Genomic DNA, 26,088 nt, shown 5'->3' with positions numbered 1-26,088 from the left:
CGTCGGTGCAATTGACCCAGTCTAGGGACGGGACCATCACGGAGCCAAAACCGTACGAAGCGGTCGGGTCTCCCCGCCCCCCACCACCGACGTCATGCCGACGAGCGTCACCCGAGGCCTGGGCCTCGGGAGCACGAGACGTCCCCTGGCGCTCGTCTCAGCGTCGGCGCTGCTCGCTACACGATTGTGCGACCGGGCTGCTTCGACATGAACGGACCCGACGAACACCGCCTCGTCTTCCTGCAGGGCGCCGCCGGAAGTCCGGCGGTCCCGCCGATGGGCGGATCGCGCGCGCCGACATCGCGCGCGTCCTGGTGGCGGCCCTCACCGCGCCCGAGGCCACCGACCGCACCTTCGAGCAGGTGGCCGAACAGGGAGGCTCGCTGGACGACTTGAACGCGCAGTTCGCCGCACTGGACCAAGACTCGACCGGTTCTCTGGACGGGGCACGCGACGAGGCCACAATGCTGCTCCACGAGGAGCCCCAACGGGTCCGCGACGACCTGGAAGCCGTCCGTGCACGCGCCGCAGACCGCTGAGCGCCAGGACCGCACCCCGCAACGCCCCGCCGCCTGCGGAGTTCACCGTCAGCAGGTAGTACGGTCCCTGGGGCGGGACCTGGCGAGTTCTGCCGTCCGCCGGAGTAGGGGGTTGTCGTGAGCGAGGTGCTGTATGGCGAGCGGTCCTGGAATCCGCTCGCGCGCACAGTGCAGTTGACGGAGGCCGACCTGCGCAGGGGCGGCAGGAGCACGCCACTGGGCGAGCTGAATCTAGCCGCCATGGCCGAGGCGTTCCAGCGTGGCTGCTGGCTCGGGGGCGGCGGAGCGGAACGCCCGCTGGAGCAGCTGGCCGACGGCGTCGGCATCGTCCCGGTGACGCGCGTCACCGGTACCACCACACCGGTGAGGGTGCGGCAGGCCGCCGAGTTCGCCCGCAAGCTGGGGGAATTGGCGGTGCGGCAGTGCGGCGGCCCGCAGCGCGTCGCCGCCCTGGCGGCCCAGGCCCGCGCCGAGGACGTACCCCTGTGGCTGGCGCGGCGGCAGGCGCCGGGCCCCGCCGGGCCCGTCACCGTCGCCGTGGACCGGCGGCTGGCGCGCGTGGACGTGTGGGGCCCGCAGGCTCCCGTGGTGCGCATCCGGGCGCCGCACGGCTTCCACCGCGAATCTTCGGACCCCTCCCAGGGCCTGCGGCTGACCGTCGGCGACACCCCGGCGCAGCTCACCCTGAACAAGAAGCGGCGCAAGTCGAAGAGTTCGGTGGAGGCGCGGCTGCCCGGGCAGCACTGGGTGCTGCGGCGGGAGGACTTGACGACCTCGTGGTTGCTGCGCGACGAACAGCGCGTCGCCCTCCTGACGTGTCCCGCGCGCCGGCCGGCGCTCGACCCGAACACGGTCTTGCGGCCACTGGCCCCCGTGCAGTACGAGAGCACCGAACCCCTCGATGCCGTCATGGCACACGTCTTCTCCGTCGCCTTCGGGCTGGGAGACGCGACGGGCATGGCGCGGTTCGGCACGCAGCGGCGCGCGGTGAACAGCGGTGAGCCCTTTGCCGTCGACGGGGACTGGGACCGCCCCTGGTTCAGCAACCTGGGCAGAGCAGGCGAGGACAACGAGCCTGGCGGCGACGGCTGGGGTGAAGACGGCGGCGACGGCGGGGACTCCGGCGGCGACGGCGGCGACTAGCAGGGCCGGGTCGGGCCCCCAGTACTGAGGGTGGCCGGCCGGCAGGCCGGACGCCGGGCGCGACACCGAGCCGAACCCCTGTGCGGCAGTGTGCGCCGTTTCACGCATTGCAGACCCTCCCAAGTTGCCCAGGTCACAGCGCAAATGCCCTTTTTGCATCCATGCTCGAGGCAGACACGGAACCCCGAACTTGAGCGCGCTGTCGTCGATTTGCTCGAACCCCACCTAAGTGGCCCATGACACAGCGTTCGTGACGTTCCACCTCGTTCACTGGAGAAAGGTGCCCATCATGGCCGCTTACCTGTGCCCGCCTGCCGTGATACACGGCGAGCACGCCGTGAAGACCAACCAGATCACTGACGAAGTGCGCAGTCGGCACCCGCACGCGGCGTGGGCGCCGCGGATCGACGGCATCGCCGCCAGCACGGGCATCGAAACCCGTGGCTGGATGCTGCCGTTGGAAGCCGCCGTAGCGCCGGGCAAGGGCAACGGCCTGCCGGCTGCCGGCATCGGGCCGACCCGAGAGGCGCTGGCCGACGACGGATTCACCGAGCAGGACGTGGATCGCGTCATCGCCGCCCTGGAGTCGATACCCGCGCCGCAGACCGTCCAGGAGCGCACCGCGCCGGCCTGGGAGGCCGTGCAGTCCTACGGAGAGCGCGCGGCACGCGGGGCCCTGCAGATCGCCGGGCTGGACGCCGCGGACGTCGACTGTCTGATCACCAGTCACTCCACCACGCCGGCACTGCCGGGGCTGGACGTCTCCCTGGCCAACCGGCTCCCGCTGCGCAGCGACGTCATGCTGCTGCCGGCCACGCAGTGGGCCTGCATAGCCGGGACCCGCTCCCTGGCGCTGGCGGCCGATCTCGTGGCCGCGGACCCCGACCGCGTGGTCCTGGTCGTGATCGCGGAGGCGCTGAGCACGACCTACCAGCCCGCGGACGACACCCTGGAGTCCCTGATCGTCCGGTTGCTGTTCGCGGACACCGCGGTCGCCGCGGTGGTCACGGGCCGCCCGAGGCATGAGTCGGTGCTGCGGCTGGACGCCGCCTGGCACCACACGCTGCCCGGCACCCAGGACCTGCACCGCCTGGAGACACGGGAGGACGGCACCCACTTCGTGATGGACCGGCGCGGGCCGCGCGCCGTGCAGGAGACGGTCACCGTGATGTGGGAGTGGCTGCGCCGGCGCTACCAGGACGACCCCGCCTCCTGGCACCCCGACGTGCTGCTCGCGCACCCCGGCGGGACGCGTGTGCTGGAGTACATGGAGCAGACGATGCCCGACGGGTGGCCGTCGGGGCTGCTGGACTACAGCAGGGACAGCTACACCAGCGGCAACCGCGGGGGCGCCGCCGTGTTCGACATCATGCGGAGGGCGTACGACGCCGGGCAGGAGCAGGGCAGCCGCGCCGTCCTGTACGCGGCGGCCCCGGGCCTCACGGCCACCGCCCTCGAAGGACAGTGGCTGTAGAACGCACGCGCACCACCTGGACCGCCCCGGACCCCGGCTGACCAGGGCACGCACCCGGCCGAAGGCTCCTCACCGCTCGATCGACGCCCAGACCACCTTGCCGGTGTCGGTCCACCGCACCCCCCACCGCGTGGTGAGCGCATGCACGACGTGCAGGCCACGGCCGGCGTCGTCGAGCAGCCCGCCCGGACCCCGCCGCGGCCTGCCGTTGCCGGTGTCGCCCACCTCGCACAGCAGCCCGTGACCGGCGTTGATCAACCGCACCGTGATGGGTCCGCCGGCGAAGCGGACCGCGTTGGCGACCAGTTCGTCGACCACCAGCAGCACGCTGTCCCGGATGACGTCTCTGGTGCCCCACTGCCTCAGCAGCTCGGAGGCAAGTGTGCGGACCCGCGCCGCCGCGTCGCCGCGCGCGGGCAGACGCCAGGTCGCGGTGTCCCCCTTGCGGTAACCGATCATGCGGGCGAGCAGCAGGGTCACGTCGTCGCGCCGGCGCGGCGGCGTCAGCGCCGAGACCACGCGCCGCGCGGCCTCCTGAAGGGCGTCCCAGGGGTGCACCGCGGACACGGCGGCCGTCAGCCTGTCGATGCCCTCGTCGATCGACAGGGCGGGATCCTCCACCAGGCCGTCGGTGTAGAGGGCGAGCAGCGAGCCCGGAGGCGCGGCGAACGCGTGCACGTCGTACGGCTCCCGCAGGGCGAACTCGGTGCCCAGGCCCGGGTGGGGGCGGATCGCGACCGGACCGGCCGCCCCGTCCGGAGGTACCAGGATCGGGGGGAGATGGCCCGCGCTGGCCAGCGACACATGGTGGCTGACCGGGTCGTAGACGGCGATGCAGCAGGTCGAGCCGAGGGCGCTGTAACCCGCCGCCAACCCGGACTCGGGCTCGTCCAGCAGCGACACCGTCTCGTCCAGGTGCTCCAGCACCTCGTCCGGCGCCAGCCCCGCGGACAGCAGCGCGCGAGCCTCCATGCTCAGCTGCCCCATCGTCGCCGCGGCCCCCAGGCCGTGCCCGACGACGTCCCCGACCACCAGCGCGGTACGGCCGTCCGGCAGCGGAAAACTGTTCACCCAGTCACCGCCGACACCCGCGCTGTCGGGGGTGGCGGGCTGGTAGATGCTGGCCGTGTCGATGGTGTCGCCGCTGGACCGTGGCAGCAGCCGGCGCTGCAGCGCCAGCACCTGCGTGTGCTCTCGCTGGTGCTGGCGGGCCAGATCGACGTGGTGCGAGGTCCTGGCCACCAGTTCCTGCAGGTCGAACAGTTCGCTGTCCTCGAAGGGACGGTCCGCCCGCCGCCAGACCTCCGCCACACCCAGCACGACGGGCGGCTCGCCCTCGAGCACCAGGGGGATGCAGGCCACGCCGGCCGCCTGGTCACCGGGAACCAGGGCACGTACCAGCCGCGAGCTGCCGAGGACCCGCTCGATCGCTGCCCGGTCGGGTATGACGATGGGCTGGGCGGCATCGCCACGCCGTATCACCCGCGACAGCAGGCGGCTCGCGTCTCCGGGAAGATCGGCACCCGGAGTCAGGTAGCCGTCGGGCCACGCCCGCTCCGGCACCAGGGCCGCCCGCCGCAGCCGGATGCGTCCCTGCGGCTGCTCGGTGACCACCTCGCCCGTCCATACGGCGAAGTCGAGGTCGATCGCCGTCACGTCCCCCCAGGCCAGCAGGGACTCCGCCAGCGACTGAGCCGTCTCGCCGATGTCCAACGAGGTGCCGATCGCGGTCTCGGCGGCATACAGGTGCAGCCTCTTGGCCATGGCGATCAGAGAGACGGTCAGGCCTTCCTGAGGCGCGGCGGCGGCCAGGATGCTCATCGAGACCACCAGCTCCGACCCGTCGCCGCGCCGCAGACGCTGAACGCGGGCGACGTGCGGCTCACCGGTCTCGAGAACCTGCCGCAGCCGCCGGGTGACCGTCGGTACGTCCCAGGGAGGGAGGAGATCGACGAAAGGGCTTCCGATCACCGCCTCCACCCCCGAGAAGACGGGGGCGTCCAGCTTGCTGCGAGTGATTCTCAGATCCCGGTCCAGATTGACCGCGCCGAGAATTTGCTCCTGACGGCCGGGGGCCGGATCGGCGGGTACGGGGTGGCGGGCGGCGTCGTCCCCCTGCGCGTCGGCGGAACCAGCGGCCGCTGCCGCTCCGTCGGCTGGCATGTACTTCCCCAAAGCGCTGCTGACCATGTCGTACGGTGACGCAGACGACGGGGGTGGGGTGGAGTCCATGCGGCTCTCTCAGCTCGCTCGCCAACCCCGGCGCCACGCCGGGGCCGTACCAGAACCCGGGCGACGGATTGTCCGGGATTCCTGACCGCAAACCTCATTCAATAACACCCGGCCCCGCTTCGCCTACACCAGCGGATCGCACGGTGACCGTGGGCAAGGCGATGTAGGCGAGTCGACATGACGGCTCCTGGGGAAGCCACGCCAGCGCTGACAGATCTCGGGCAACATGCTTCGCGAAATGGGCTGTGTGGATCTGACCAGCGCGGATACCGGTCGGTGGCTGCCATCACGAGGGATCGCGGATCGCGTTCCGAGGTCGTCCTGCGATCGGTGGTACGCACTGCGCGGTGCAGGGAAGCCGTATCAGCATGAAACTGATCAGCGGACGCACGAGCTCGGGGCGGGCGCCGAGTCCATGGATGCGCTACGGCGCCACAGCCGCGGCGGTGGCCGCCACGGCTGTGGCCGGCGCAGGAGCGGTCGACGCCGACAGCACCTGGTACAGGTCCCTGCGCAAGCCGGAGTGGCAGCCCCCGTCGTGGGCTTTCGGCGTCGTCTGGACTCCGCTGTACGCCAGCGTCGCCTACGCCGCCGGCCACGCTCTCGGTACGGTCCCCGACCGGCGTGAGCGCACACGACTGGCCACCAGCCTGGCCGTGAACCTGACACTCAACGCGGGCTGGAACTGGCTCTTCTTCCGTCTGCGCAACCCCAAGGCCGGTCTGGTCGGCACGCTGCTGCTCGACCTCAGCAACGCGCAGCTCATCCGTCACACCGCTCGCACCGACTCGACAGCGGCCCGCACGCTCCTGCCCTATGCGGCATGGTGCGCCTTCGCCACCGGCCTGAACGCCTCCCTCGTCCGGCAGAACGCCACGCGCTGACGGCCGAGTCCCTCACTGGGACCCGAGAGCGTTCAGTTGCTCTCCCGTGGACAGCGTGGCGCGGACCTGGGTCCGGGGTCTGTGGGAGGCAGGCGCATCGAGTGTCCGCCCCTCCTCCGTGGCGGATGCGTCCCCGCTCACCGACAGGCGTGTCACGGCCCTGCTGCCGGCTACCAGCACGTACCAGTGCCCCCTCGGTGACCGCCATCCGGTCGTCGCCGCGACGTTCTGACCGAATCGGCTGCAGGCGGCGGTCGACCGCGCCCGTGCGACCGTGCGGGCGGGCGCGGTCGGCGTGTCCCTGCTCGTCCGCAGGGTCACGGTCACCTCGCCGGGTCCGCTCCAGGTATCGGCGCGGGCGCAGGTCCATACGGCCGTGCCACCGCTGTCGGGCAGATCCTGCTCGGCGAAGTCCCAGGCGTTGACGGAGCGCACCCCGGCGTCCCCGAGCGAGTCCAGCGCGCAGGCCAGGTGCCCCCACGCGACCAGGGCGGCTGAGCCGGTGGCCTCGCGGGGCCGGCCGGGCGGTCGGCCTTTGCCCGGCAGCGGGACATACGTGAGGTGGGCCGGGGACAGGCCGCCCCGGTCGGCGAGCAGGAACGAGTGCTTTTCGACGATGCGTGAGGAGGAACGCAACTGGAGCACCGGGCGGTTTTCGCAGCCGTGGCCGGCGGACACCGACGGCACCGGCTGCGTGACGCCGTCCTTCGCGGTCCGCAAGGGACGGGCGAGAACGTCCGGGCGCAGCAGGTCGCGGATGCTCGCCTCGGAGATCCAGGGAGCCAGCAGATAACGTGCGCCGCCCTTGCCCGAGGCCAGCGACACGGCCGCAGCCGTCGTGAGGTCCGCGTCATCGGTACGGGCGACACTGAGCTCGGCGGCCTGCGCCGAGGAGCGGGTCTCGCTGTACCGGGCGAGTCGCGTGCCGTCGTACAGCAGCACCACAGTGCGGTCGGCGACGTCTCCCGCGTACAGCAGTTGTGGTGCGGTCGTCGGTGCGGCCGCGGTCGTGGCGGGAGCGAGCCGGACACGGGTGCCGGTCGGCGGATGGGCCCAGGTGGCCAGGGCCCTGCCGAGCAAGGCGTCGTCGTGGGAGCGCGAGCCGCGGGCCGGCCACGCGGTGAAGTCGACTCGCGAGGTGTCGTCCCATGCCTGTGCCGGGGTGCGCACCAAGTCCGCGGGCCTGAACGCGGCGTCGGCGGCGGACGCCGCGGTGGACGGCCCGGGTGCCGTGTCACCGGCCGCCGTCATGGCCAAGGTGGTCGCCGTCGCGAGGGCGACGGCGGCGGCGCCCCAAGCCGCTCTGACTCGGCGGCTGCGGCGGAGCAGATCGGTGGGGCCGGCCTGGAGGACGCAGGCGTCGAATTCCTGCGCCGACAGCAGCGCGGCGGTCGGGCCGGCTTGTCCTGCTCCGAGCGAGTCGGCCGTACGTACGGCAGCGGCCGGGTCCGCCACGCCCGCTGCTTGGAGCAGGTCGTGCACAGCCTCCTCGGACAGACCATGAACCGCACGCAGAAGACACGCGGCGCGCGAGGCGGCGGAGACGGTCGAGAGCCGACGGGCCAGGTCCAGTTCGTCCGCCCCGCCCGATCGAGGGAACAACCGGAGTCCCACCACGAAGGGCGCCCGAGGCTTCATCGCCGCCGGCGCGGCGAGCCGCGGGGACCAACGGCGTGGGCGTCGTTCGCAGGCCAATGCCGCACGCAGCACCTCGACCATGAGACCTCGCTCGGCTGTCGCCCTGCCGTGTGCCTCCTCCCGGGGGCGCGGAACGGCGCGCGTGCGCGACTTCGACCGCGGCAGGGCCCGCTGGACCAGAGAGTGCGCCAGGAGCACCCGCCGATGACGGCCGAGCGATGCCGGAAGCACCAGATACGCCAGGCGGACCAGGTCCCGGTACCGCTCCACCAGGACGGCTTCCACATCCTGAGCCTGAGGCCCGGCTTCAGGCCGAAACAAGCGAAGGTACATAGGCTGACATGCTTTCCAGAGCGCGGGTGTAACGCTCCGTCAAACGAGTGAACGTCGAGCCGGTCACCGGCTCGGGCCGGCGGCGCTGATCGACCTCGGGGGCGTACCCGGCCGAACCTCAGCCCCGCGGCCCCTGCTGGATGAGCTGCGGGTAGCCTCACCGGGCAACCCGCGGCAGAGGAGAGCAGCCACCGTGCACCTGGGCATCGTCGGACAGGCCGTCGGCTTGTTCGCCGTCACCAACATCGACGACATCCTGGTGCTGGCACTGTTCTTCGCCCAGGGCGCCGGTCACCCCGGATCCGCCCGCCGCATCATGCTGGGTCAGTACCTGGGCTTCGCCGCGATTCTCGCCGTGGCGGTGGCTGCCGCGCTCGGTGCGACGTTCCTGCCCGAGGCCGTCATCCCCTACCTCGGCCTTCTGCCGCTCGCCCTGGGTCTGAAGGCCGCCTGGCGGGCATGGACGGACCGCCACGACGGCAGCGATGACGAGGAGGAACGGGCCGGGGAGGGAGGGCCGGGCCCGCTGGAGGTCGCCGCCGTCACCTTCGCCAACGGGGGCGACAACATCGGCGTCTACGTGCCCGTGTTCGCCACCGCGGGCATCGGCGGGATGAGCGTGTACGCCGTGGTGTTCCTCGTGCTCGTGGCCGTGTGGTGCTGGGCGGGCAGGTTCTTCGCCACCCGTCCCGTCATCGCGAAGGCGCTCGCTCGCTGGGGCCACATCCTGCTGCCCCTGGTCCTGATCGCCATCGGCCTGCTCATCCTCGTCGAGGGCGGCGCCTTCGGGCTGTGACAGCGCCCTGTGCGGTGTGCTCACCTGGCGTCCTCGGCTCCGACCGTGTCGTCCTCTTCGGCCGGCTGAGCGGCGCGTGAACCGCCTCGAGCAAGGGCGCGGCCTGGGGCTGCGCGAACCAACGGACTCGCGTTCGCCTCCCAGGCCGCACTGCACCTCACCGACGTCTCATCTCAGCCCGGTGACTTGAGCCATGCAACCTAGCGGCGTCGTCCCTTGGGAGCGGGAGCCGGAGTGGTTGCCGGCTGTGTGGAGGCGGACCCCTGCTGGCTCGCCCTCGGTTGGGACGATCCAGGGGGCAGCATGCCTGCGTAGAGCGCGACGGGGTTTTCGTTGCCCGTGCTGAAGGGCTGCTCGTTCGCAAGGTGCTGGGTGAAGGATTGGCCCGCCTGCACCAAGCGGCCGATGTTGGACTGCAGCTGAACTCGATGATCCACATCGAACGACACTGCCACCTGGGTACCCCGGGTGGGGTTCTGCCTGTTTTGCTGATCCCAGTAGTTGAACTCGGCCTCGGCGATCTGCCTATGGGCCTCCGGGGCATGCTCGCTGTTGAGCGGGGTCAGGTACGCGTCGGTGAGTGCCGGGTCCATGAATACGGTGTGCACATCCCGTGCGCCATGTTCTCCCGCCCCGTAGTGAATCCCTTCGATCGCGGCCGCGACGGCGTGCCCTACGGTGACGCCCTGCGCGCCTCCCTGGTTGAGCACCGTATGGATGTGCGACATGGCCTCCTGGCGCGGATTGCTCGCCTGCGGTGCAGGATCCTGCCGCAAGTCCATGATCTTCCTGAGCGTGTCCACTATTACCCCATTTCCGCGATGTTGCTGGGACTGCAGAAGCACAACGCGACGGAGGCCAGCGGGGTTCAACAGGGGTCTCCGGGGTGGTGCCGGTACCACCCCCGGTCCGGCACCTGGGCCAACTGTCCCACGGGCGACCGCAGAGGAGAGTTGCTCCGTAGGCGGCACCTGCGGCCGACGGCGTCGACATCGGAACGGGGAAGCATGATGGCCAGTCACACACGGAGGAAAGTCCTCAAGGGCACCGCCGCAGCGGCAGCCGGCGGCATCGTGGGGAGTGGTCTCGGACCGAACCTTCACACGACCGCGGCACAGGCGGCTCCCGTAAGCATGAAGAGTGGCGTGAGCGGGTCCAGGCCGTTCCTGGAAGGCGCCTTCGCGCCTGTCAGCGAGGAGTTGACCGCCTTTGACCTCAAAGTCACCGGCCGCATCCCGCACGACCTGGACGGCCGCTATCTGCGCAACGGCCCGAACGCGCTGGGCCTCGAGGACGTCCGGGCCCATCACTGGATGCTCGGCGACGGAATGGTGCACGGCGTCCGGCTGCGCGGCGGACGCGCGGAGTGGTACCGCAACCGCTGGGTGCGGTCCTCACAGGTGACGACGAAACTGGGGGAAAGCTACCCGGGCCAGGTGCCGCCGGACGACTTCGCGTGCAACACCCACGTCATCCCGTACAAGGGCCGCATCCTGGCGTTGCAGGAAAGCGGACCTCTGCCGTACGAGCTGGACGGCGAGTTGGGCACCGTACGCCCGTACGACTTCCGCTCCACCCTTCAGGGCGCGTTCACCGCGCACACCAAGTACGACGCGGTGGCCGACGAGTTGCACGCGGTCGCCTACTACCCCACCTGGGACCATGTGCGGCACATCATGATCGACCGAACCGGCCGGGTGGCCCGGACGACGCGGGTTCCCGTCGCGGACGCGCCGATGATGCACGACTTCGCGCTCACCGAGAGGTACGTGGTGATCGTGGACGTGCCGATCACCTTCGACGCCGACGCCGCGGAGGCGGGCGCGATCGTGCCGTACGTGTGGAACGACCATCACCCCATGCGCATCGGCCTGTTGCCGCGCAACGGTGGCACCACGCGCTGGTTCGAGATCGACCCCGTGTACTACTCGCACACGCTCAACGCGTACGACGAGGGCGACACGGTCGTGATGGAGTACATCGGGTTCCCCGCGCCGTTCTACGCCGCCGGCCGTGGGATGGGCGGCCCCTGCGCGACCGGTGCACCGACGCTGGACCGCTGGACGATCGACCCGCGGGCGGGCCGGGTGCGCAGCGACCGGCTGGACGACCGCCCGCAGGAATTCCCCCGCATCAACGAATCCCTCGTCGCACACCGGCACCGCTACGCCTACACCGCGAGCGCGGCCGAGATGTGGCGCGCGTACGAGACCGTCGACGGCGTACCGCCGGACCAGAAGTTCTCCAACTACCTGATCAAACAGGACATGCTGCGAGGCAGTGGGCAGGTGCACCGCTTCCCCGAGGGCGCGGCGGCCGGCGAGCCGGTGTTCGTTCCCCGGCACGGCGCACGGGACGAGGACGACGGTTACGTCCTGTCGTACGTGAACGACCCCGACCGTGGCGCGACCGACCTGGTGATCCTGTCGGCCCAGGACTTCGGCGGGCACCCGCTGGCCCGGATCCAGCTGCCGGGCCGCGTGCCGCTGGGATTCCACGGCAGCTGGATTGCCGACGCCTGAAGGTTGCCGCGTGACCAGGGCCGGTGTCTCAGGCGTAGGGCCGTGGTTGCCGTCGGTCGCTGAACCCGAGACGGAGTGTGCATGCCTGAGCTGCGGTGCGAAGCGTTTCGCCGACTGGACGACGAACCGTTTCCCGGCATCGTCGAGGTTCAGTTCGTCGGCGCTGCGGGCCGACGTTGGTCGTTGATCGACACATGCTCGACCTTCGGGCAGTCCACTGAGCTGAGCCCCGCGTCGGTCTACCCGGTCGAGGTCACCGTGGCGTGCGACATCGAGACCACGGCCGGCGACGGCGTCGTGACCGTCTCCACTGCGCCGGACGGGGTCTCGACTTCGCTGTGTACGCGAACCAGCTCATCCCCTGAGCGCATGACGATGGAGCCGGTCGAGCGCGATGCCTCGGCGGCCGCCGCCTTCCTCACCGCAGCCGGCGTTCTCGCGACATCAGTTCCGTCCACTGCCGACTGCGCGAGACCAGCACTTCTCGATGGCCGCCTGCTTCCGCTCAAGCTCGGCATCCGCTATCCGGTCGGTCGAGGTTCCGGGAATCGCGAGCGCGCGCCCATGGACCCGGACGACCCGCAAGTCCCACCACGTTCGGCTCCGTGACACGCGCTGCCGCTTCTCGATGCGGGCGACCTCGCTCCAAAGGACCACTCGCTGGCTGACAAAGGTGCGGAACTGCAATCCCCTCGGGGTCAGGAGAACCCGGCCGTAGATCGAGTTGATCGTGCTGAGGACCACCATCACAGATACGGCCCCCACGCCACCGACCCACCACCACGTGCCCGGCTCCTGTGTGGTCAAGCCCATCGCCAGCATCACACCAGCGAGCGCCAGCGTCAGGAAGCCGGTCCGCCACCAGTACCTTTGCCGATCTCGACAGTTGAAGCCGATCCACTCATCGGGCATGTTCACCACACTATCGGCGCAAGCTCGGACGACGATCACGTCGGCGTGACGAGTCACTGACCTCAGCCCCAAGGGCTCAGAAGTCGCCCTTGTGAACCGCGTCGGCTGGGACGTCAGCTGGAGCGCTGATCAGCTGCTGGAGGTGTACATCGCCGAACTCGCCGGCCTGACCCGGCTGCGGCGCACCCGAGCGGACGATCCCCTGGTCACCCTTCTGATCGACGCGGCGATCGCCCACACGAAGGCCGATCTGGAACTCCTCGGTACGGCCGCCCAGCGCCTCGCCCCGATCACCGACCGCGCCGACACCGCTCCCCCGCAGGCCGACACCGGCGAGGAGGAGGACCGGCAAGGCGCCTGACGGTGCTTTCCACCTGCCGGTCCGTGCGAGGCCGGGTGCGCAGCCCGGACGTACCGGCTGGGACGCCGTGCGGCAGGAGTGGACCTACGCTGGACATCAGCCCTTGCGGACAACCGTGTCCGGACGGAGGTGTGGTGCGTGGAAATGGCCGACCGACAGGACGCGCCCACTGCCGTCGTCGTGGTCGACCCGGACGGCCAGGTGAGCGGCTGGAGCGAGGGCGGGTGCCGGCTGCTGGGCTGGACGGCTGAGGACACCGTCGGCCGGCCGGTGACCGACCTGCTGGTCGGGCCCGCGCCCACCGGCTTTCCCGAGCATCACGGAACCGACGCCGACGCCTCCGGGCTCATCACCCTGCGTCACCGGGACGGCACGTCCGTGGACGCCGTGGTGACCGCCCAGCCGCTGTTCGGCTCCCACGGGCACCTACAGGGCAAGATCCTGACCGTCCAACGCTGGGACAGCCGGCCGGTCATCGCCGACCGGGCCTTCGAGCAGTGCCCCTTCGCCCTGGGCGTCTACGACCCGGACCTGCGGTTTTTGTGGATCAACGCCTCGTCGGGCCGGGTGATCGCGCACACCGAGGAGCAGGTCCTCGGCAAGAAGTACCGCGAGGTGCTTCCCGTGTTCGACCGCACGCTGTTTCCCGAAAGGGACGACGAGCCCTACACCGAGCAACTCTCCGAGGTCGCCAGGACGGGCGAACCCGCGCGCCTGATCACCGTCTTCCGCCCGCTGGGCAGCAACTACGCCAACGCCTGGGCCACCAGCATGTGGCCCGTCCGCGATGCCGAGGGCAGGGTCCGCGCGGTCGCCAACTGGGGATTCGACATGAGCGCCGAGTACTGGGCCCGGCAACGGTTGCTCATCCTCAACGAGGCCGGCCGGGACATCGGCCGGACGCTCGACGTGATCGGAACGGCCCAGGACCTGGCCCGGGCATCCGTGCCCGGGTTCACCGACCTCGTCACCGTGGACCTGTTCGACGAGGTGCTGTGCGGAGAGGAACCGCCCTCGGCGTCGACACTCGCCGGCCGGGAGACCATCACGCTCAGCCGCGCCGCCCGGCACGGTGCCGGGCAGGACGCCGACGGACACGCCGGGCCCCCGACGCCGGTCACCCTCGCCCCGGACTCCGTCGCAGCCCGCTGCATTGCCACCGGCAGCCCCCTGGTCGAGCTCGCCGAGGAACCCGGTCCCGGCAGCGAGTGGGCCTTCGGGCCCGGACTCGCCGCCGACCCCGCCCACTGGCCGCCGGGCAATCCGGTGATCGACGCCTCCCTCGCCGTGGACGGACTGACGGGCCGGATCACGGTGCCGCTGCGCGCACGCGGGGCACTGCTCGGAGTGGTGGCCTTCTGCCGTTCCGACCGGCCCGAGGCGTTCACCGCGGACGACCTGATCCTGGCCGAAGAGCTGACCGCCAAGGCGGCCGTCGCCATCGACAACGCCCGCCGGTACTCCCGCGAGCGCTCCACCGCGCTGACCCTGCAACGCAGCCTGCTGCCGCAGGGGTTGCCGAAGCAGGAAGCCGTCGAGGTCGCCTCGCGCTACCTGCCCGCGGGCACCGGCGCGGAGGTCGGCGGCGACTGGTTCGACGTGATCCCCCTGTCCGGCGCCAGGGTCGCGCTGATCGTCGGCGACGTCGTCGGCCACGGCCTGCACGCCTCGGCCAGCATGGGCCGGCTGCGCACCGCGGTCCGTACCCTCGCCGATGTCGACCTGCCGCCGGACGAGTTGCTGACCTACCTGGACGACCTGGTCCTCCACCTCGCCAGCGACCTGCAGTCGACGAGCCACACCCAGACGACCGGCGAGACGGGCGCCACCTGCCTCTACACGGTCTACGACCCGGTCACCCGCCGACTGACGCTGGCGAGCGCGGGACATCCGCTCCCGTTGATCCTCTGCCCCGACGGCTCCACGGCCCCGGTCTCGGCGCAACCGGGACCGCCCCTGGGCATCGGCGGACTGCCGTTCGAGGCGACCGAGATCGAGCTGCCCGAAGGCAGCCTGATCGCCCTCTACACCGACGGGCTGGTCGAAAGCCGCGCACTCGACATCGACCAGGGGATCGCCGAGCTGCTACGGGTCCTGGACCCACGGGCCTGCCTGGAGTCGCTGTGCGACACGGTTATGGACGCCGCCACGCCGGCCGAACTCCGCACGGACGACGCCGCCCTGCTGGTCGCCCGCACGCGCGCACTGGACCCCCAGCACGTGGCCGACTGGGACGTCGAACCGGACTTCGCACAGGTACCGCACCTCAGGAAGGTCGCCGTCGAGCAGGTCGAGGCCTGGGGCCTGGAGGAGGCGGCGTTCGTCACCGAACTGGTCGTCAGCGAGCTGGTGACCAACGCCATCCGCTACGGCGAGCCCCCGATCCGGCTCCGGCTCATCCGCGACAGTGCCTTGATCTGCGAGGTCTCCGACTCCAGCAACACCGCCCCGCACCTGCGCCGGGCACGCGCCCTCGACGAGGGCGGCCGGGGCCTGCTGCTCGTCGCCCAGCTCACCCAGGGCTGGGGCACCCGGCACACGACTCACGGCAAGACCATCTGGTGCGCGCAGTCCGTCCCGGGGACGGAGTCGGCGTGACGACCGAACACCGGCCGGCGGACCGGGCGGAGGGTTCGTCAGAGGGTGTCCTGTAGTACGAGAAGCGCGACGTCGTCGAGGCGCTGCCCGTTGGTGCCCGCTCTGCTCAGCACCGTGTCGATGAGCAGTTCCAGGTCCCCGACGTCGGCTTCGGCGAGATCCTGGGCGAGGAGGGCGATGGAGTCGTCGAGGTCCACGCCCGGCGCTTCGACGAGGCCGTCGGTGTACAGGGCCAGCAGCATCCCCTTCGACAGGGGGATCTCGGTCACCGGGAAGACGGCGTCGGGATCGATGCCGAGGAGCGGCCCGGGCGGGACCTGCAGAGGGCGTGTCCCGCCGTCGGGGAGGCGCAGGATCGGTGGGGGGTGCCCGGCACTGGCCAGCGTGACGCGCCGGCGGCCGAAGTCGAGGTGGGCGTAGAGGCAGCTGGTGAACAGGTCGGGGTCGAGGTCGGTCAGCAGCTGGTTGGCGCGGTGCAGGACCTGGCCGGGGGGCGTGCCGAGGGCCGCGTGGGCGTGCACGCCGGTGCGCACCTGGCCCATCAGGGCTGCGGCTGCGACGTTGTGGCCCTGGACGTCGCCGATGACGGCGGCCGCCGCGGTGTCGCCGAGGCGGATGAGGTCGTAGAAGTCTCCGCCGATGTCCATGCCGCGGGTGGCGGGCAGATAGCGGGCGGCCACCCGTAGTCCGTCGATCGTGGGGAGGCTGCGCGGCAGCAGCGCCTGCTGGAGGCCGTGGGCGAGTTCGTGCTTGGTGTCGTAGAGGCGGGCGCGGTCGACTGCCTGGGCGATCAGTCCGGCCAGCGAGGTCAGAACGGCGCGTTCCTCGGCGGGGAAGGTGTGCGGATGGTCGTAGGACAGGACGCAGACACCGACGGGGCGGCCGGAGATGACCAGCGGCAGGAAGGCCCAGGCCTGTTTCCCGCTGACCTGCGGCGCGTCGGGGTGGGTGCGCCGCATCTCCTCCGGGTCGGCGAAGAACGCGGGGATGCCGCTGCTGAGGGTCTGCCCTGCCGGAGTGAAGGAGGTGTCGAGGGGGAGCCCGTCCAGGCGCTCTATGGTGCGGTCGGCGTACCCCCGGTGGCCGGTGATCCGCAGCCGGCCGGCGTCCGCGGTGGACAGGACCAGTCCCTGGGCACCGAAGGCGGGCATGATCTGGTCGGCGACCAGGTCGACGACGTCCTGCACGCCGACGACCTCGGTCAGCGCGGCGGCCAGATGCGTGAGCTGATACAGCTGGCCGGCCCGGGCCGGAACGGCGGACCGGCCGGACGCCGGCGGGGACGGCTCCCGCGCATGGCTGGGAAGGATACGGACGCTGATGCCGCTCTCGTCGGGATACAGGTGGATGTCGAGCCACTGCTCCGGCGGGCGGCAGGCGGTGAAGGAAACGGGCTTCCGGCTGATGACCGCGGCCCGGTAGTGGTCCTCGTAGACGGGGTCGTCGAGCCAGCGCAGCGACTGCCACGGCTGGGTGCCCAGCAGCCGGGCCTGCTGACGGCCGAGCAGGTCGGCGGCGCCCGAACTGACGTAGGTGAAGCGGCCCTCCAGGTCCAGGGCGCAGCTTCCGCCGGGCAGCCGCTCGACGAAGTCGGCGAGGGCCAGCTCCGGAGGTGCGTACTGGCGGCCGATTCCCGCGGGCACGGCGCGTGGCCCTCCGGAGCGGGGGCGGGCACCCTGCTCCGCGGCTTCCTCCAGCAGCCGGGCCAGGCGGCGGCAGCTGGACATGATGTTGCCGCGCTCGCGCGGGGTCATGTGCGGCGGACGCGTACCGGACCACATCAACAGCAGGCATCCCCAGGGCCTTACGCCGACGACGGGGGCGGCAGCCAGCGCCATCGGGTACGGGAGCACCATGGCGGTGCGCGGATAGGAGCGGGCCATCTCCTGCTGACTGCCCACCCACACCATGCGCTCCTCGCGGACGGCCTCGGCGACCGGGGCCGGCGAGGCGAGCGGTACCGTCGACCAGGGTGCGGCGAACTCGACCGGGGCTCCACACAGCGCGTCCAGACGCAGAAGGCGGCCGTCCGGGGCCAGCAGGTACAGGGCGCCGATGGACGCGCCGGTGCGGCGAACCGTCTCCGCGAACGTGGCATCCAGTGCGCTCGTGTCCGCTTCCGCTCTCGGATCACCCAGACCGGTCAAGGCCCCTCGCTCCCTACAGGCGGCTCCCGCCTTCCGGCGAGAAGGAGCAACAGCGCGGCGGCGAGCCGTGCGCCCCGGGGGCGACAGCGTCCGCCACTCCTGCGCTTCTGCCCAGAACACCGTTTTTATCACTTATCCGGCCCTCGATCCGGGCTGGATGCAGCACACATCGTTCATTATAGTGAACGTAGAGTTCACCACTTTGAGCGAGGGTTTCATGCAGGTCCCCGCCTACTACGCGGACACATACGAGGAGCGGGCCCAGACCCGGGTCGCCGCCACGGGAGAGCGCGACGGCACACCGTGGGTGGCGGTCGAGCACTGCCTGTTCCATCCGCAGGGTGGCGGTCAGCCGGCCGACCGCGGCTGGGTGGACGGTCACGAGATCACCCCTGTGCGGGACCATGACTCCGGCCTCGTCATAGCCGTGGCCCACGGTGGGACGGCGTTGCCGGTGTTTTCCGTCGGCCGGCCGGTCGAGGTCCGCATCGACCTCTCCGTGCGCCTCGCGCACGCCGCGCTGCACACCGCCGGTCACCTGATCGAGGCGGCCGGACGGGCGCAGGGCTGGGTGCCGGCAGCCAACAACCACTTCCCCGGCCAGGCCCGGATCGAGTTCACCGCACCGACGCCCGACGCCCGCCTGGACACCCCGGAGGGCCGGGAGGAGGCCACCGAGGCCCTGCGGACGGAGGTCGCGAAGGCCATTGCCGACGACCTGCCCGTGACCTGGGAGAACGACGCCGACGGTCGCCGCATCGTCCACCTCGCCGATCTGCACTCGGCTCCGTGCGGAGGAACCCACGTGCACAGCCTCGGCGACCTGGTCGACGTCGCACTGCCGACCCTGAAGGTCAAGAAGGGCCGCATCCGCGTCTCCTACGGCGCCGCCCACCAGGAGCGCACATGACGCCGCCGCAGGAGCGCCGGCCCGCCAGCAGCACAGCGATCGCGGTCGGAGCCCAGATCCGTCAGCGCCGCGAGCAGCGCGGCATGAGCAGTGCCGAACTCGCCCGCAGGGCGGGCCTGGGCAAGGCCACGCTGTCGAAGCTCGAGGCAGGCCGGGGAAACCCGACGATCGAAACCCTCGACGCGCTCGCGATCGCCCTGCGCATCCCCTTGACCGACCTCCTGGCCCGCGACACCGATCCGGGGCCGGTGTTCGTAGCCGGCACCGACCTGGCCGACGGCGAGGTCGGACGCGAACTGCTGCGCCGCATCAGCAGCGGCAACAGCCTGGAGATCTGGCGGCTGCGCATGCCCCCCGGAACCCATCTGGACGGCGTGCCGCACGCGACCGGCACCATCGAGCACCTGCTCGTCTCGTCCGGTCACCTCACTGCCGGGCCCACCGGCGCCCCCACCGACCTGCGCGCGGGAGACCTGCTCGCCTTCGCCGGAGACGCCCCGCACCTGTACCGCACCGGCCCCGAGGCGGCCGACGTCACCGTCGTCATCGCCTCCCCCATCATCAGCTGAAAGACATCCCTGAACATGACCATCGCCGCCGTTTCCGCGCCCCAGCGGATATTCACCAGCGACAACACCGCCGGCGCCTCACCCGAGATCGTCCAGGCCGTCACCGCGGCGGCCGCCGGCCAGGAACTGCCGTACGGCGCCGACCGGTTCACCGCCGCCGCCCGCGCACGCTTCGCCGAGATCTTCGAACGCGACGTCGACGTCCTGCCCGTCTCCACCGGGTCCGCGGCCAACGCCCTGAGCCTGGCCGCCCTCACCCCACCCTGGGGCGCCGTGCTGTGCCACCGCGACAGCCACATCAACACCGACGAATGCGGCGCACCGGAGTTCTTCACCAACGGGGCCAAGCTCGTTGCCCTGTCCGGCGACGACGCCCGGATCGACACCGCCGAGCTGCGCGCGGCCGCGACGCGGAAGGCCGGCGACGTGCACAGCGTGCAGCCCTCCGTGCTCAGCATCAGTCAGGCCACCGAGACCGGCGCCCTCTACACGCCCGACCAGGTCCGCGATCTGGCCCGCATCGCCCAGGACGCGGGCCTGCGCGTCCACATGGACGGAGCCCGCTTCGCCAACGCGGTCGCCGCCCTGGGCTGCACTCCGGCCGAGCTGACCTGGCAGGCCGGCATCGACGTCCTCTCCTTCGGAGCGACCAAGAACGGCGCCATGACCGCCGACGCCGTCGTCGTCTTCGACCGCGCCCTCACCCCTGAACTGTCCTTCAGGGCCAAGCGCGCCGGCCAGCTCACCTCCAAGATGCGCTTCCAGACCGCCCAGCTCGACGCCTACCTCACCGACGGCCTGTGGCTGCGCAACGCCACCCACGCCAACACGATGGCCGAACGCCTGGGCACCGGGCTCAAGGCCCTTCCCGCCGCCGATCTCCTGCACGCGGTCGAGGCCAACATCCTCTTCTGCCGCCTCCCCCAAGGGGTCATCGACCAGCTTCTGGCCGAGGGATTCACCTTCTACCACGACCGCTGGCAGCCGGGTGTCTGCCGCTTCGTCACCTCCTTCTCCACCACCGAGCACGACGTCGACACACTCCTCGAAGCCGTACGCCGCCTCGCCGTCTGACTCACCTTCCATCGTCTTGGGAGCCGTACGTCCGCCTCCCACCGGCAAAGAGCCCCGGGGCGCCGCGGATGTGGCAATCGTGTTTCAGCACCCCACGTCACGCTGGCTCCCCGGCACCGACTGTGGTTCTCTCCCTGCATGACCCTGCTCGTGACCCGCCGCCACGTCGACTACGTGCGTGTCACCACCATGGGCTGTCCCGTCGCGAGCTGACGCTCCGGCGTCCGGGGCCCCGGCCCCGCTCCCCCACCGCGCCGCGCCGACCTCCGCCATGCCTTCCTCCGGACCGGCAGCCGCGCGGCGTCTTCACGCACCCCCGCACAACCGGCACCAGGGAGAACCATGAGCCAGCCGATCGACTCCGTCACCGCCGGCCACACCCCCGAGGACGCACCAGCCGGTCCCGACACCTCGGCCTGGTCGTTCGAGACCAAGCAGATCCACGCCGGTGCCGCGCCCGATCCCACGACAGGAGCGCGGGCGGTGCCGATCTACCAGACGACCTCGTTCGTCTTCCGCGACACCCAGCACGCCGCCGACCTGTTCTCTCTCGCCGAGCCGGGCAACATCTACACCCGCATCCACAACCCGACCCAGGACGTCTTCGAGCAGCGGATCGCCGCGCTCGAAGGCGGCGTCGCCGCGGTGGCCCTGGCCTCAGGGCAGGCCGCGGAAACCCTCGCCATCCTGACGCTGGCGAGCGCGGGCGACCACATCGTCTCCAGCACGTCCCTGTACGGCGGCACCTACAACCTGTTCCGCCACACGCTGACCAAGTTCGGCATCTCGGTGTCCTTCGTCGACGACCCGGACGACCTCGAGGCCTGGCGAGCGGCGATCCGGCCGAACACCAAGGCGCTGTTCGCCGAGACCCTCGGCAACCCACGCGGAAACGTCCTCGACGTACGCGCCGTGGCCGATGTCGCGCACGCCGCGGGCGTCCCGCTCATCGTGGACAACACGGTCCCGACCCCGTACCTGCTGCGGCCCATCGAGCACGGCGCCGACATCGTCGTCCACTCCGCGACCAAGTTCCTCGGCGGCCACGGCACCACCATCGCCGGCATCGTCGTCGACGGCGGCACCTTCAACTTCGGCGCGCACACCGACCGCTTCCCCGACTTCAGCGAACCGGACCCCAGCTATCACGGCCTGCGGTACTGGCCCGCGCTCGGCCCGGGTGCCTTCGCCATCAAGCTGCGCGTGCAGCTGCTGCGCGACATCGGGCCCGCCCTCTCCCCGCACTCGGCCTTCCTCCTGCTCCAAGGCGTGGAGACGCTCAGCCTGCGCCTCGAACGGCACTCGGCCAACGCCCAGGCCCTCGCCGAATGGCTCGAACAGCGCGACGAAGTCGCCGTCGTCCACTACCCCGGCCTGGAATCCAACCGGTGGTACGAGGCGGGGCAGCGCTACCTGCCGCGCGGCGCCGGCGCGGTCCTCGCCTTCGAACTGCGGGACGGAGTGGAAGCGGGCAAGCGGTTCGTCGACGCCGTGGAACTGTTCAGCCATCTCGCCAACATCGGCGACGTACGCAGTCTCATCATCCATCCGGCCTCCACCACCCACAGCCAGCTGGACGACGCGCAGTTGGCGGCCACCGGCACCTCGCCCGGACTGGTTCGCCTGTCGGTCGGCATCGAGAACCTCGCCGATCTCAAGGCGGACCTGGAGGCCGGGTTCCGCGCGGCGAAGGGCGCGTCCTGAACACCGTACTGGCGACCTCCCAGGTCCCCCTCCCACCGGCCTCCGGGGCCTGGCGGGAGGGGGACCCCGCCGGGCGTCGCTTCTGGCACGTGCGGGAGACTCCGCTGCCGTTGGAGTCAGGAGGCGAACTGCCGCAGGTGCGGCTGGCGTTCGAGACGTGGGGGCAACCGGCACCCGACCGCTCCAACGCCGTACTGGTGCTCCACGCGCTCACCGGCGACAGCCACGTCGCCGGACCGGCCGAACCCGGTCACCCCACGCCTGGCTGGTGGGACGGACTGGTCGGGCCCGGACTGGCCCTGGACACGGACCGCTGGTTCGTCGTCGCCCCCAACGTGCTGGGCGGCTGCCAGGGAAGTACCGGCCCGTCCTCCACTCGTCCCGACGGGCGGCACTGGGGCGGAGCGTTCCCCTTTGTGACGCAGCGCGACCAGGTCGCCGCGGAAGCCGGCCTGGCCGACGCACTCGGCATCGACCGTTGGGCCCTGGTGATCGGCGGCTCCATGGGCGGGATGCGCGCCGTGGAGTGGGCCGTGTCGTATCCGGAGCGCACGGACGCGCTCCTCCTCCTCGCCACCACGGCGGCGGCGAGCGCCGAACAGATCGCCTGGGCCGACATCCAGCTCCACGCCATCCGCGGCGACCCGCACTGGCACGGCGGTGACTACCACGCCACGGGCCGCGGTCCGCACGCGGGACTCGGCCTGGCCCGCCGCATCGCCCACGTCACCTACCGCAGCGAACCGGAGCTGCAGGTCCGCTTCGGGCGCAACCCCCAGCAGACCGAGGACCCTTGGCAGGACGGCCGGTACCAGGTCGCGTCCTATCTCGACCACCACGCCGCCAAACTGGTGCGCCGCTTCGACGCGGGCAGTTACGTCGTCCTCTCGGACGCCATGAACGCCCACGACATCGGCCGAGGCCGCGGCGGTACGCGCGGCGCCCTGCGCCGGGTGACCGCCAAAACCTTGGTCGCCGGGGTGAGTTCGGATCGTCTGTATCCCCTCACCCAGCAGGCGGAGCTCGCCGCCGGGATCAGCACGGCGGACGAGGTCCGGGTGATCGAATCCCCCTACGGTCACGACGGCTTCCTCATCGAGGTGGAGCAGGTCGGTGCGCTCGTACGTGAACTTCTGGGCTGAGGAGGGTATTTCGGTCCTGTCGAGAAGCACCGATGCCGTCCCCCGCCTGCGGGGACGGCATCGGTGCGGCGGACGGCCGGGGCCGGCCGTGGTCGTCAGGCGAAGGTGCGGCCCAGATGGGCGGCCAGGCGTTCCGGTGTGGCGGGATGGAAGCGTCCGGAGAGGTAGCCGTCCGGACGGATCAGGACGGCCTCGCCGTCGCGCGGCGCATAGACGTCCTGGAACTCGCCCGCCGCGTCACGCACCAGCGGCGGACGCAGGCCGACCGGCCGGGCGTCCCGCGGAACATCGGCCGCGGTGACCAGATAGGCGTCCAGCAGACCATGGGCGGCGCGATGCGCCTCGACGGCACACGCCTCGAGCCGGGCGGCGCCGTCGCCCGATGCGTGCTCCGGCCCCGCGAACAGCAGCAGCACGTGCCGTGGGGTACGCAGCAGGTCGAAGAGCCGCCGCGGGTAGGCGGCGAGTTCGCTCTGCAGGCCGCGGCAGTCAGGTGCCCGGTCACCGGGGGCGGGGCCGGCGTCAGGAGCTCCGTCAGCCTGCGTCTGGGTGAGCGGGCTGTCCGGGTAGGCGACCAGCAGCTGGGCCTGTCGCCGCAGCATCATCTCCGCGTCCGCGCCGTTGTTGAGGGGGCCCGCGCCGGCCTTGCGGACGTTGCGGGCATGCCGGACGGTGCGGTCGACGACTTCCCGAGCGATCGGGTGCCGTTCGGCGTGGTAGGTCTCGAGCAGGTCGTCCGAGGCCACTCCGCGGACGACCAGGGCCAGTTTCCAGGCGAGGTTGTAGGCGTCCTGTACGCCGGTGTTCAGACCCTGCCCGCCGATCGGCGGGTGGATGTGCGCGGCGTCACCGGCGACGAGGAGACGCCCGTTCCGATAGCGGTCGACCAGGCGGTGGCTGGTCCGGAAGGTGGAGGACCAGCGCAGCGTGGAGGCGGTCGTCACCTCCGGGGACAGCCGGTCGAGCACGGCCTGGATCTGCTCGAGGTTCAGTCCCCGCTCGTCCCCCGAGCCGAGGCCGGCGTCTTCCGGTGCGTTCGAGTCGTCCACGCTCTCGGCCTGGGCGCGGGGGCGCAGCATCGACAGCCAGTACCTGCGAACGCCCGGCATCGGAATGCAGACGAGCATGTCGTCCACTTCGCCGTTCGCGTCCAGGTTCACGGCCCGCATGCTGTAGCCGGCGGGGAGTTCCCAGTCGACTTCGACGTCGCCGATCATGTACTGCTCGGGGAAGGCATCGCCCTCGAAGGTCAGCCCCGCCGCCTTGCGGACCAGGCTGTGCGCGCCGTCGCAGCCCACGACGTAGCGGGCCCGCAGTCGCTCGATCCGTCCGTCGGCATGCGCGAGTACGGCCTCTACGCCGTCCGGGTGCGTCTGGAGAGAGCGGAGCTCGGTCGGCCGCTCCACCTGTGTGCCGAAGCTCGCCAGGTGCTCGGCGAGCAACCGCTCGGTCGCGTACTGGGGCAGTGTCGCGAAGGGGTAGGGGATCTCGGGCGGCAGTGACAGCTCGACCGGGGGGCGAGGCTTGCCGTCGATGTAGACCAGCTGGCCCAGGTGCGGCACAGCCTCGTCCAGGACTCTGCGGACCAGGCCCATGGCGTCCCACACCTCCATGGTGCGGGGCACGATGCCGATGGCCTTGGCATAGGGTTCCGGGGCGGCCAGCCGGTCGACGATGCGGCAGTTCACGCCATGCCGCCGCAGCTCAGCCGCTGCCGTCAGGCCTACTGGGCCAGCGCCCACCACGAGTATGTCGACATCGGCCATGTCAGGCTCCCTTGTCGTCCGGGCTCGGGTCACGAGCAGTTTGCTTCAGGAGACCGGGGGCTGCCTGTCGGAGACGACCGGCGTGAGGACTGTGGTGAGTCGGCGGTCTGATGCGGCATGTGTTCCCCGCCGAACCTGCACGGCCTGGTCGCCGCAGGTCACCACAGGAGTTCCGTACGTCCGCCGAGGTCGCGGTCGCCGCCCCCGATCTCGCTCTCGAATTCCGTGCCTGCACGCCCATCTGGTGGACCCCGACCACGGCTCCGCCCCGCACACCTTCACCTTCCACGGCGTGTGAAGGGCTGTGGGACCCGGTTCGGTGGCTGCACGTGGTGGCGAGAATTCCAGTTGATCTGGACCGTGAGGGATGAATACTGGCTGTCGTCCCAGTTGATCCGGTCTGCTTCCGGCGCTTCGCATCGGACTAATGGAAGGCCCGTCGGAATGACCATGCACGATGACCAGGTGGACGTGACCACCGACATCGTCGCGATGTTGATCCAGGAACAGTTTCCGGAGTGGGGCGGCAGGGAGATCCGCCGGCCTGCGTCGTCGACCGGAACCGTCAACGCCATCTTCCGTATCGGGAAGGACCTCTCAGCCCGCTTCCCGCTGCGTCTGGCCGACGCCGACGAGGCGCTGGCGATTCTGGAACAGGAAGCCCGGGCGAGCGCGGAGCTGGCACAGGTGTCTCGGTTCCCTGTCCCTGAACCCGTCGCCTTGGGGAAGCCGGGAGCGGGTTACCCCATGCCGTGGTCGGTCCAGACATGGCTGCCGGGCACGATCGCGTTCGATGCCGACCCGAGTGGATCGGACGCCTTTGCCGAGGACCTGGCGGCCTTCATCGCCGCCCTGCGGCACGCCGAGACGCGAGGGCGGCGCTTCAACGGCGACAATCGCGGCGGCGTCATCGCTGACCACGACGCCTGGATGGCGGAGTGCTTCGAGGAGAGCGAGGGTCTGCTCGACGTACCCCGCCTGCGCCACATGTGGAACCACTTCAGGGAGTTGCCGCGCGAGGATGCCGACGTGATGAGCCACGGTGACCTGATCCCCGGCAATGTACTGGTCACCGGGAACCGGCTCAGCGGCGTACTCGACACCGGCGGCTTCGGACCGGCCGACCCCGCCCTGGATCTGGTCAGTGCCTGGCACCTGCTGGAGCCGGGCCCGCGGGAGGTGCTCCGGCGGACACTGGGCTGTGGCGATCTGGAGTGGGAGCGCGGCAAGGCATGGGCGTTCGAACAGGCGATGGGTCTCGTCTGGTACTACGCCCAGAGCAATCCGACGATGAGCGGAATGGGGCGCCGCACACTCGACCGCATTCTGCAGTCGATGGGGTGA

General features: G+C 71.0%; 20 protein-coding genes. 15 read left to right on the top strand and 5 right to left on the bottom strand.

Annotated features, from left to right (window positions below; translation table 11 throughout):
- Positions 1-314: 314 nt before the first annotated feature.
- The 3 genes from M8J74_RS06075 (at position 315) to M8J74_RS06065 (ending at position 3,156) form a co-directional block, all read left to right on the top strand.
- Positions 315-539 carry a hypothetical protein gene (locus M8J74_RS06075; RefSeq protein WP_249835415.1) on the top strand — a complete coding sequence of 75 codons (225 nt, stop codon included), beginning with the start codon at positions 315-317 and terminating at the stop codon, positions 537-539.
- Positions 540-656: 117 nt separating this feature from the next.
- The gene (locus M8J74_RS06070; RefSeq protein ID WP_249835414.1) at positions 657-1,682 is read left to right on the top strand and encodes a hypothetical protein; all 1,026 of its coding nucleotides are present in this window, start codon (positions 657-659) and stop codon (positions 1,680-1,682) included.
- A gap of 289 nt (positions 1,683-1,971) precedes the next feature.
- Complete coding sequence (locus M8J74_RS06065; protein ID WP_249835413.1) at positions 1,972-3,156, top strand: beta-ketoacyl-[acyl-carrier-protein] synthase family protein; 1,185 nt, start codon at positions 1,972-1,974, stop codon at positions 3,154-3,156.
- A 69-nt stretch (positions 3,157-3,225) separates the two neighbouring features.
- Here M8J74_RS06065 and M8J74_RS06060 read toward each other — a convergent pair whose 3' ends face one another.
- Positions 3,226-5,388 (bottom strand): ATP-binding SpoIIE family protein phosphatase, encoded by a 2,163-nt coding sequence (locus tag M8J74_RS06060; protein ID WP_249835412.1) that lies wholly within the window; start codon positions 5,386-5,388, stop codon positions 3,226-3,228.
- Positions 5,389-5,756: 368 nt separating this feature from the next.
- On the opposite strand from M8J74_RS06060, the gene M8J74_RS06055 reads away from it, so the two are divergent.
- Positions 5,757-6,272: a TspO/MBR family protein gene (locus M8J74_RS06055; RefSeq protein WP_249835411.1), complete on the top strand. Its 516-nt coding sequence runs from the start codon at positions 5,757-5,759 to the stop codon at positions 6,270-6,272.
- A 12-nt stretch (positions 6,273-6,284) separates the two neighbouring features.
- On the opposite strand, the gene M8J74_RS06050 is transcribed toward M8J74_RS06055, so the two are convergent.
- Positions 6,285-7,754, bottom strand: a complete 1,470-nt coding sequence (locus tag M8J74_RS06050; RefSeq protein WP_249835410.1) for a hypothetical protein — start codon at positions 7,752-7,754, stop codon at positions 6,285-6,287.
- A gap of 682 nt (positions 7,755-8,436) precedes the next feature.
- Between M8J74_RS06050 and M8J74_RS06045 the strand changes: the two genes are divergently transcribed.
- Positions 8,437-9,039, top strand: a complete 603-nt coding sequence (locus M8J74_RS06045; RefSeq protein WP_249835409.1) for a cadmium resistance transporter — start codon at positions 8,437-8,439, stop codon at positions 9,037-9,039.
- A gap of 200 nt (positions 9,040-9,239) precedes the next feature.
- On the opposite strand, the gene M8J74_RS06040 is transcribed toward M8J74_RS06045, so the two are convergent.
- The gene (locus M8J74_RS06040; RefSeq protein WP_249835408.1) at positions 9,240-9,842 is read right to left on the bottom strand and encodes a hypothetical protein; all 603 of its coding nucleotides are present in this window, start codon (positions 9,840-9,842) and stop codon (positions 9,240-9,242) included.
- A gap of 330 nt (positions 9,843-10,172) precedes the next feature.
- On the opposite strand from M8J74_RS06040, the gene M8J74_RS06035 reads away from it, so the two are divergent.
- From M8J74_RS06035 to M8J74_RS06020, 4 genes are all read left to right on the top strand, one after another.
- Positions 10,173-11,561 (top strand): carotenoid oxygenase family protein, encoded by a 1,389-nt coding sequence (locus tag M8J74_RS06035; RefSeq protein ID WP_372500118.1) that lies wholly within the window; start codon positions 10,173-10,175, stop codon positions 11,559-11,561.
- Positions 11,562-11,642: 81 nt separating this feature from the next.
- Positions 11,643-12,170: a hypothetical protein gene (locus tag M8J74_RS06030; protein WP_249835407.1), complete on the top strand. Its 528-nt coding sequence runs from the start codon at positions 11,643-11,645 to the stop codon at positions 12,168-12,170.
- 394 nt (positions 12,171-12,564) lie between these two features.
- Positions 12,565-12,834, top strand: coding sequence for a hypothetical protein (locus M8J74_RS06025; RefSeq protein WP_249835406.1), 270 nt, complete (start codon positions 12,565-12,567; stop codon positions 12,832-12,834).
- 144 nt (positions 12,835-12,978) lie between these two features.
- Positions 12,979-15,432 (top strand): SpoIIE family protein phosphatase, encoded by a 2,454-nt coding sequence (locus M8J74_RS06020; protein ID WP_249835405.1) that lies wholly within the window; start codon positions 12,979-12,981, stop codon positions 15,430-15,432.
- A 38-nt stretch (positions 15,433-15,470) separates the two neighbouring features.
- Here the strand turns inward: M8J74_RS06020 and M8J74_RS06015 are convergent, their stop codons facing one another.
- A complete protein-coding gene (locus tag M8J74_RS06015; RefSeq protein WP_249835404.1) occupies positions 15,471-17,579 on the bottom strand; it encodes a SpoIIE family protein phosphatase in 2,109 nt (702 codons plus the stop codon).
- A gap of 202 nt (positions 17,580-17,781) precedes the next feature.
- Between M8J74_RS06015 and M8J74_RS06010 the strand changes: the two genes are divergently transcribed.
- The 5 genes from M8J74_RS06010 to metX all read left to right on the top strand — a co-directional run bounded on the left by M8J74_RS06010 (position 17,782) and on the right by metX (position 22,978).
- Complete coding sequence (locus M8J74_RS06010; protein ID WP_249835403.1) at positions 17,782-18,489, top strand: alanyl-tRNA editing protein; 708 nt, start codon at positions 17,782-17,784, stop codon at positions 18,487-18,489.
- Entirely contained in the window at positions 18,486-19,058 is a 573-nt protein-coding gene (locus M8J74_RS06005; protein WP_249835402.1) for a helix-turn-helix domain-containing protein, read from the top strand. Before M8J74_RS06010 ends, M8J74_RS06005 begins: the two co-directional genes overlap by 4 nt.
- Positions 19,059-19,073: 15 nt before the next feature.
- Positions 19,074-20,132 carry a threonine aldolase family protein gene (locus M8J74_RS06000; protein ID WP_249835401.1) on the top strand — a complete coding sequence of 353 codons (1,059 nt, stop codon included), beginning with the start codon at positions 19,074-19,076 and terminating at the stop codon, positions 20,130-20,132.
- A 342-nt stretch (positions 20,133-20,474) separates the two neighbouring features.
- The gene (locus tag M8J74_RS05995; protein WP_249835400.1) at positions 20,475-21,836 is read left to right on the top strand and encodes a bifunctional o-acetylhomoserine/o-acetylserine sulfhydrylase; all 1,362 of its coding nucleotides are present in this window, start codon (positions 20,475-20,477) and stop codon (positions 21,834-21,836) included.
- A complete protein-coding gene (gene metX / locus M8J74_RS05990) occupies positions 21,833-22,978 on the top strand; it encodes a homoserine O-acetyltransferase MetX (RefSeq protein WP_249835427.1) in 1,146 nt (381 codons plus the stop codon). The genes M8J74_RS05995 and metX overlap by 4 nt, the downstream gene beginning before the upstream one ends.
- Positions 22,979-23,073: 95 nt before the next feature.
- On the opposite strand, the gene M8J74_RS05985 is transcribed toward metX, so the two are convergent.
- The gene (locus tag M8J74_RS05985) at positions 23,074-24,744 is read right to left on the bottom strand and encodes an FAD-dependent monooxygenase (RefSeq protein WP_249835399.1); all 1,671 of its coding nucleotides are present in this window, start codon (positions 24,742-24,744) and stop codon (positions 23,074-23,076) included.
- Between the two features lie 444 nt (positions 24,745-25,188).
- Between M8J74_RS05985 and M8J74_RS05980 the strand changes: the two genes are divergently transcribed.
- Positions 25,189-26,088, top strand: a complete 900-nt coding sequence (locus M8J74_RS05980) for an aminoglycoside phosphotransferase family protein (RefSeq protein ID WP_249835398.1) — start codon at positions 25,189-25,191, stop codon at positions 26,086-26,088.

Origin of the sequence: Streptomyces panaciradicis (assembly GCF_023516615.1) — a bacterium.
Lineage (GTDB): Bacteria > Actinomycetota > Actinomycetes > Streptomycetales > Streptomycetaceae > Streptomyces > Streptomyces panaciradicis.
The sequence above is the reverse complement of the archived record's forward strand: the minus strand, read 5'-3'. Positions and strand labels throughout refer to the sequence as shown.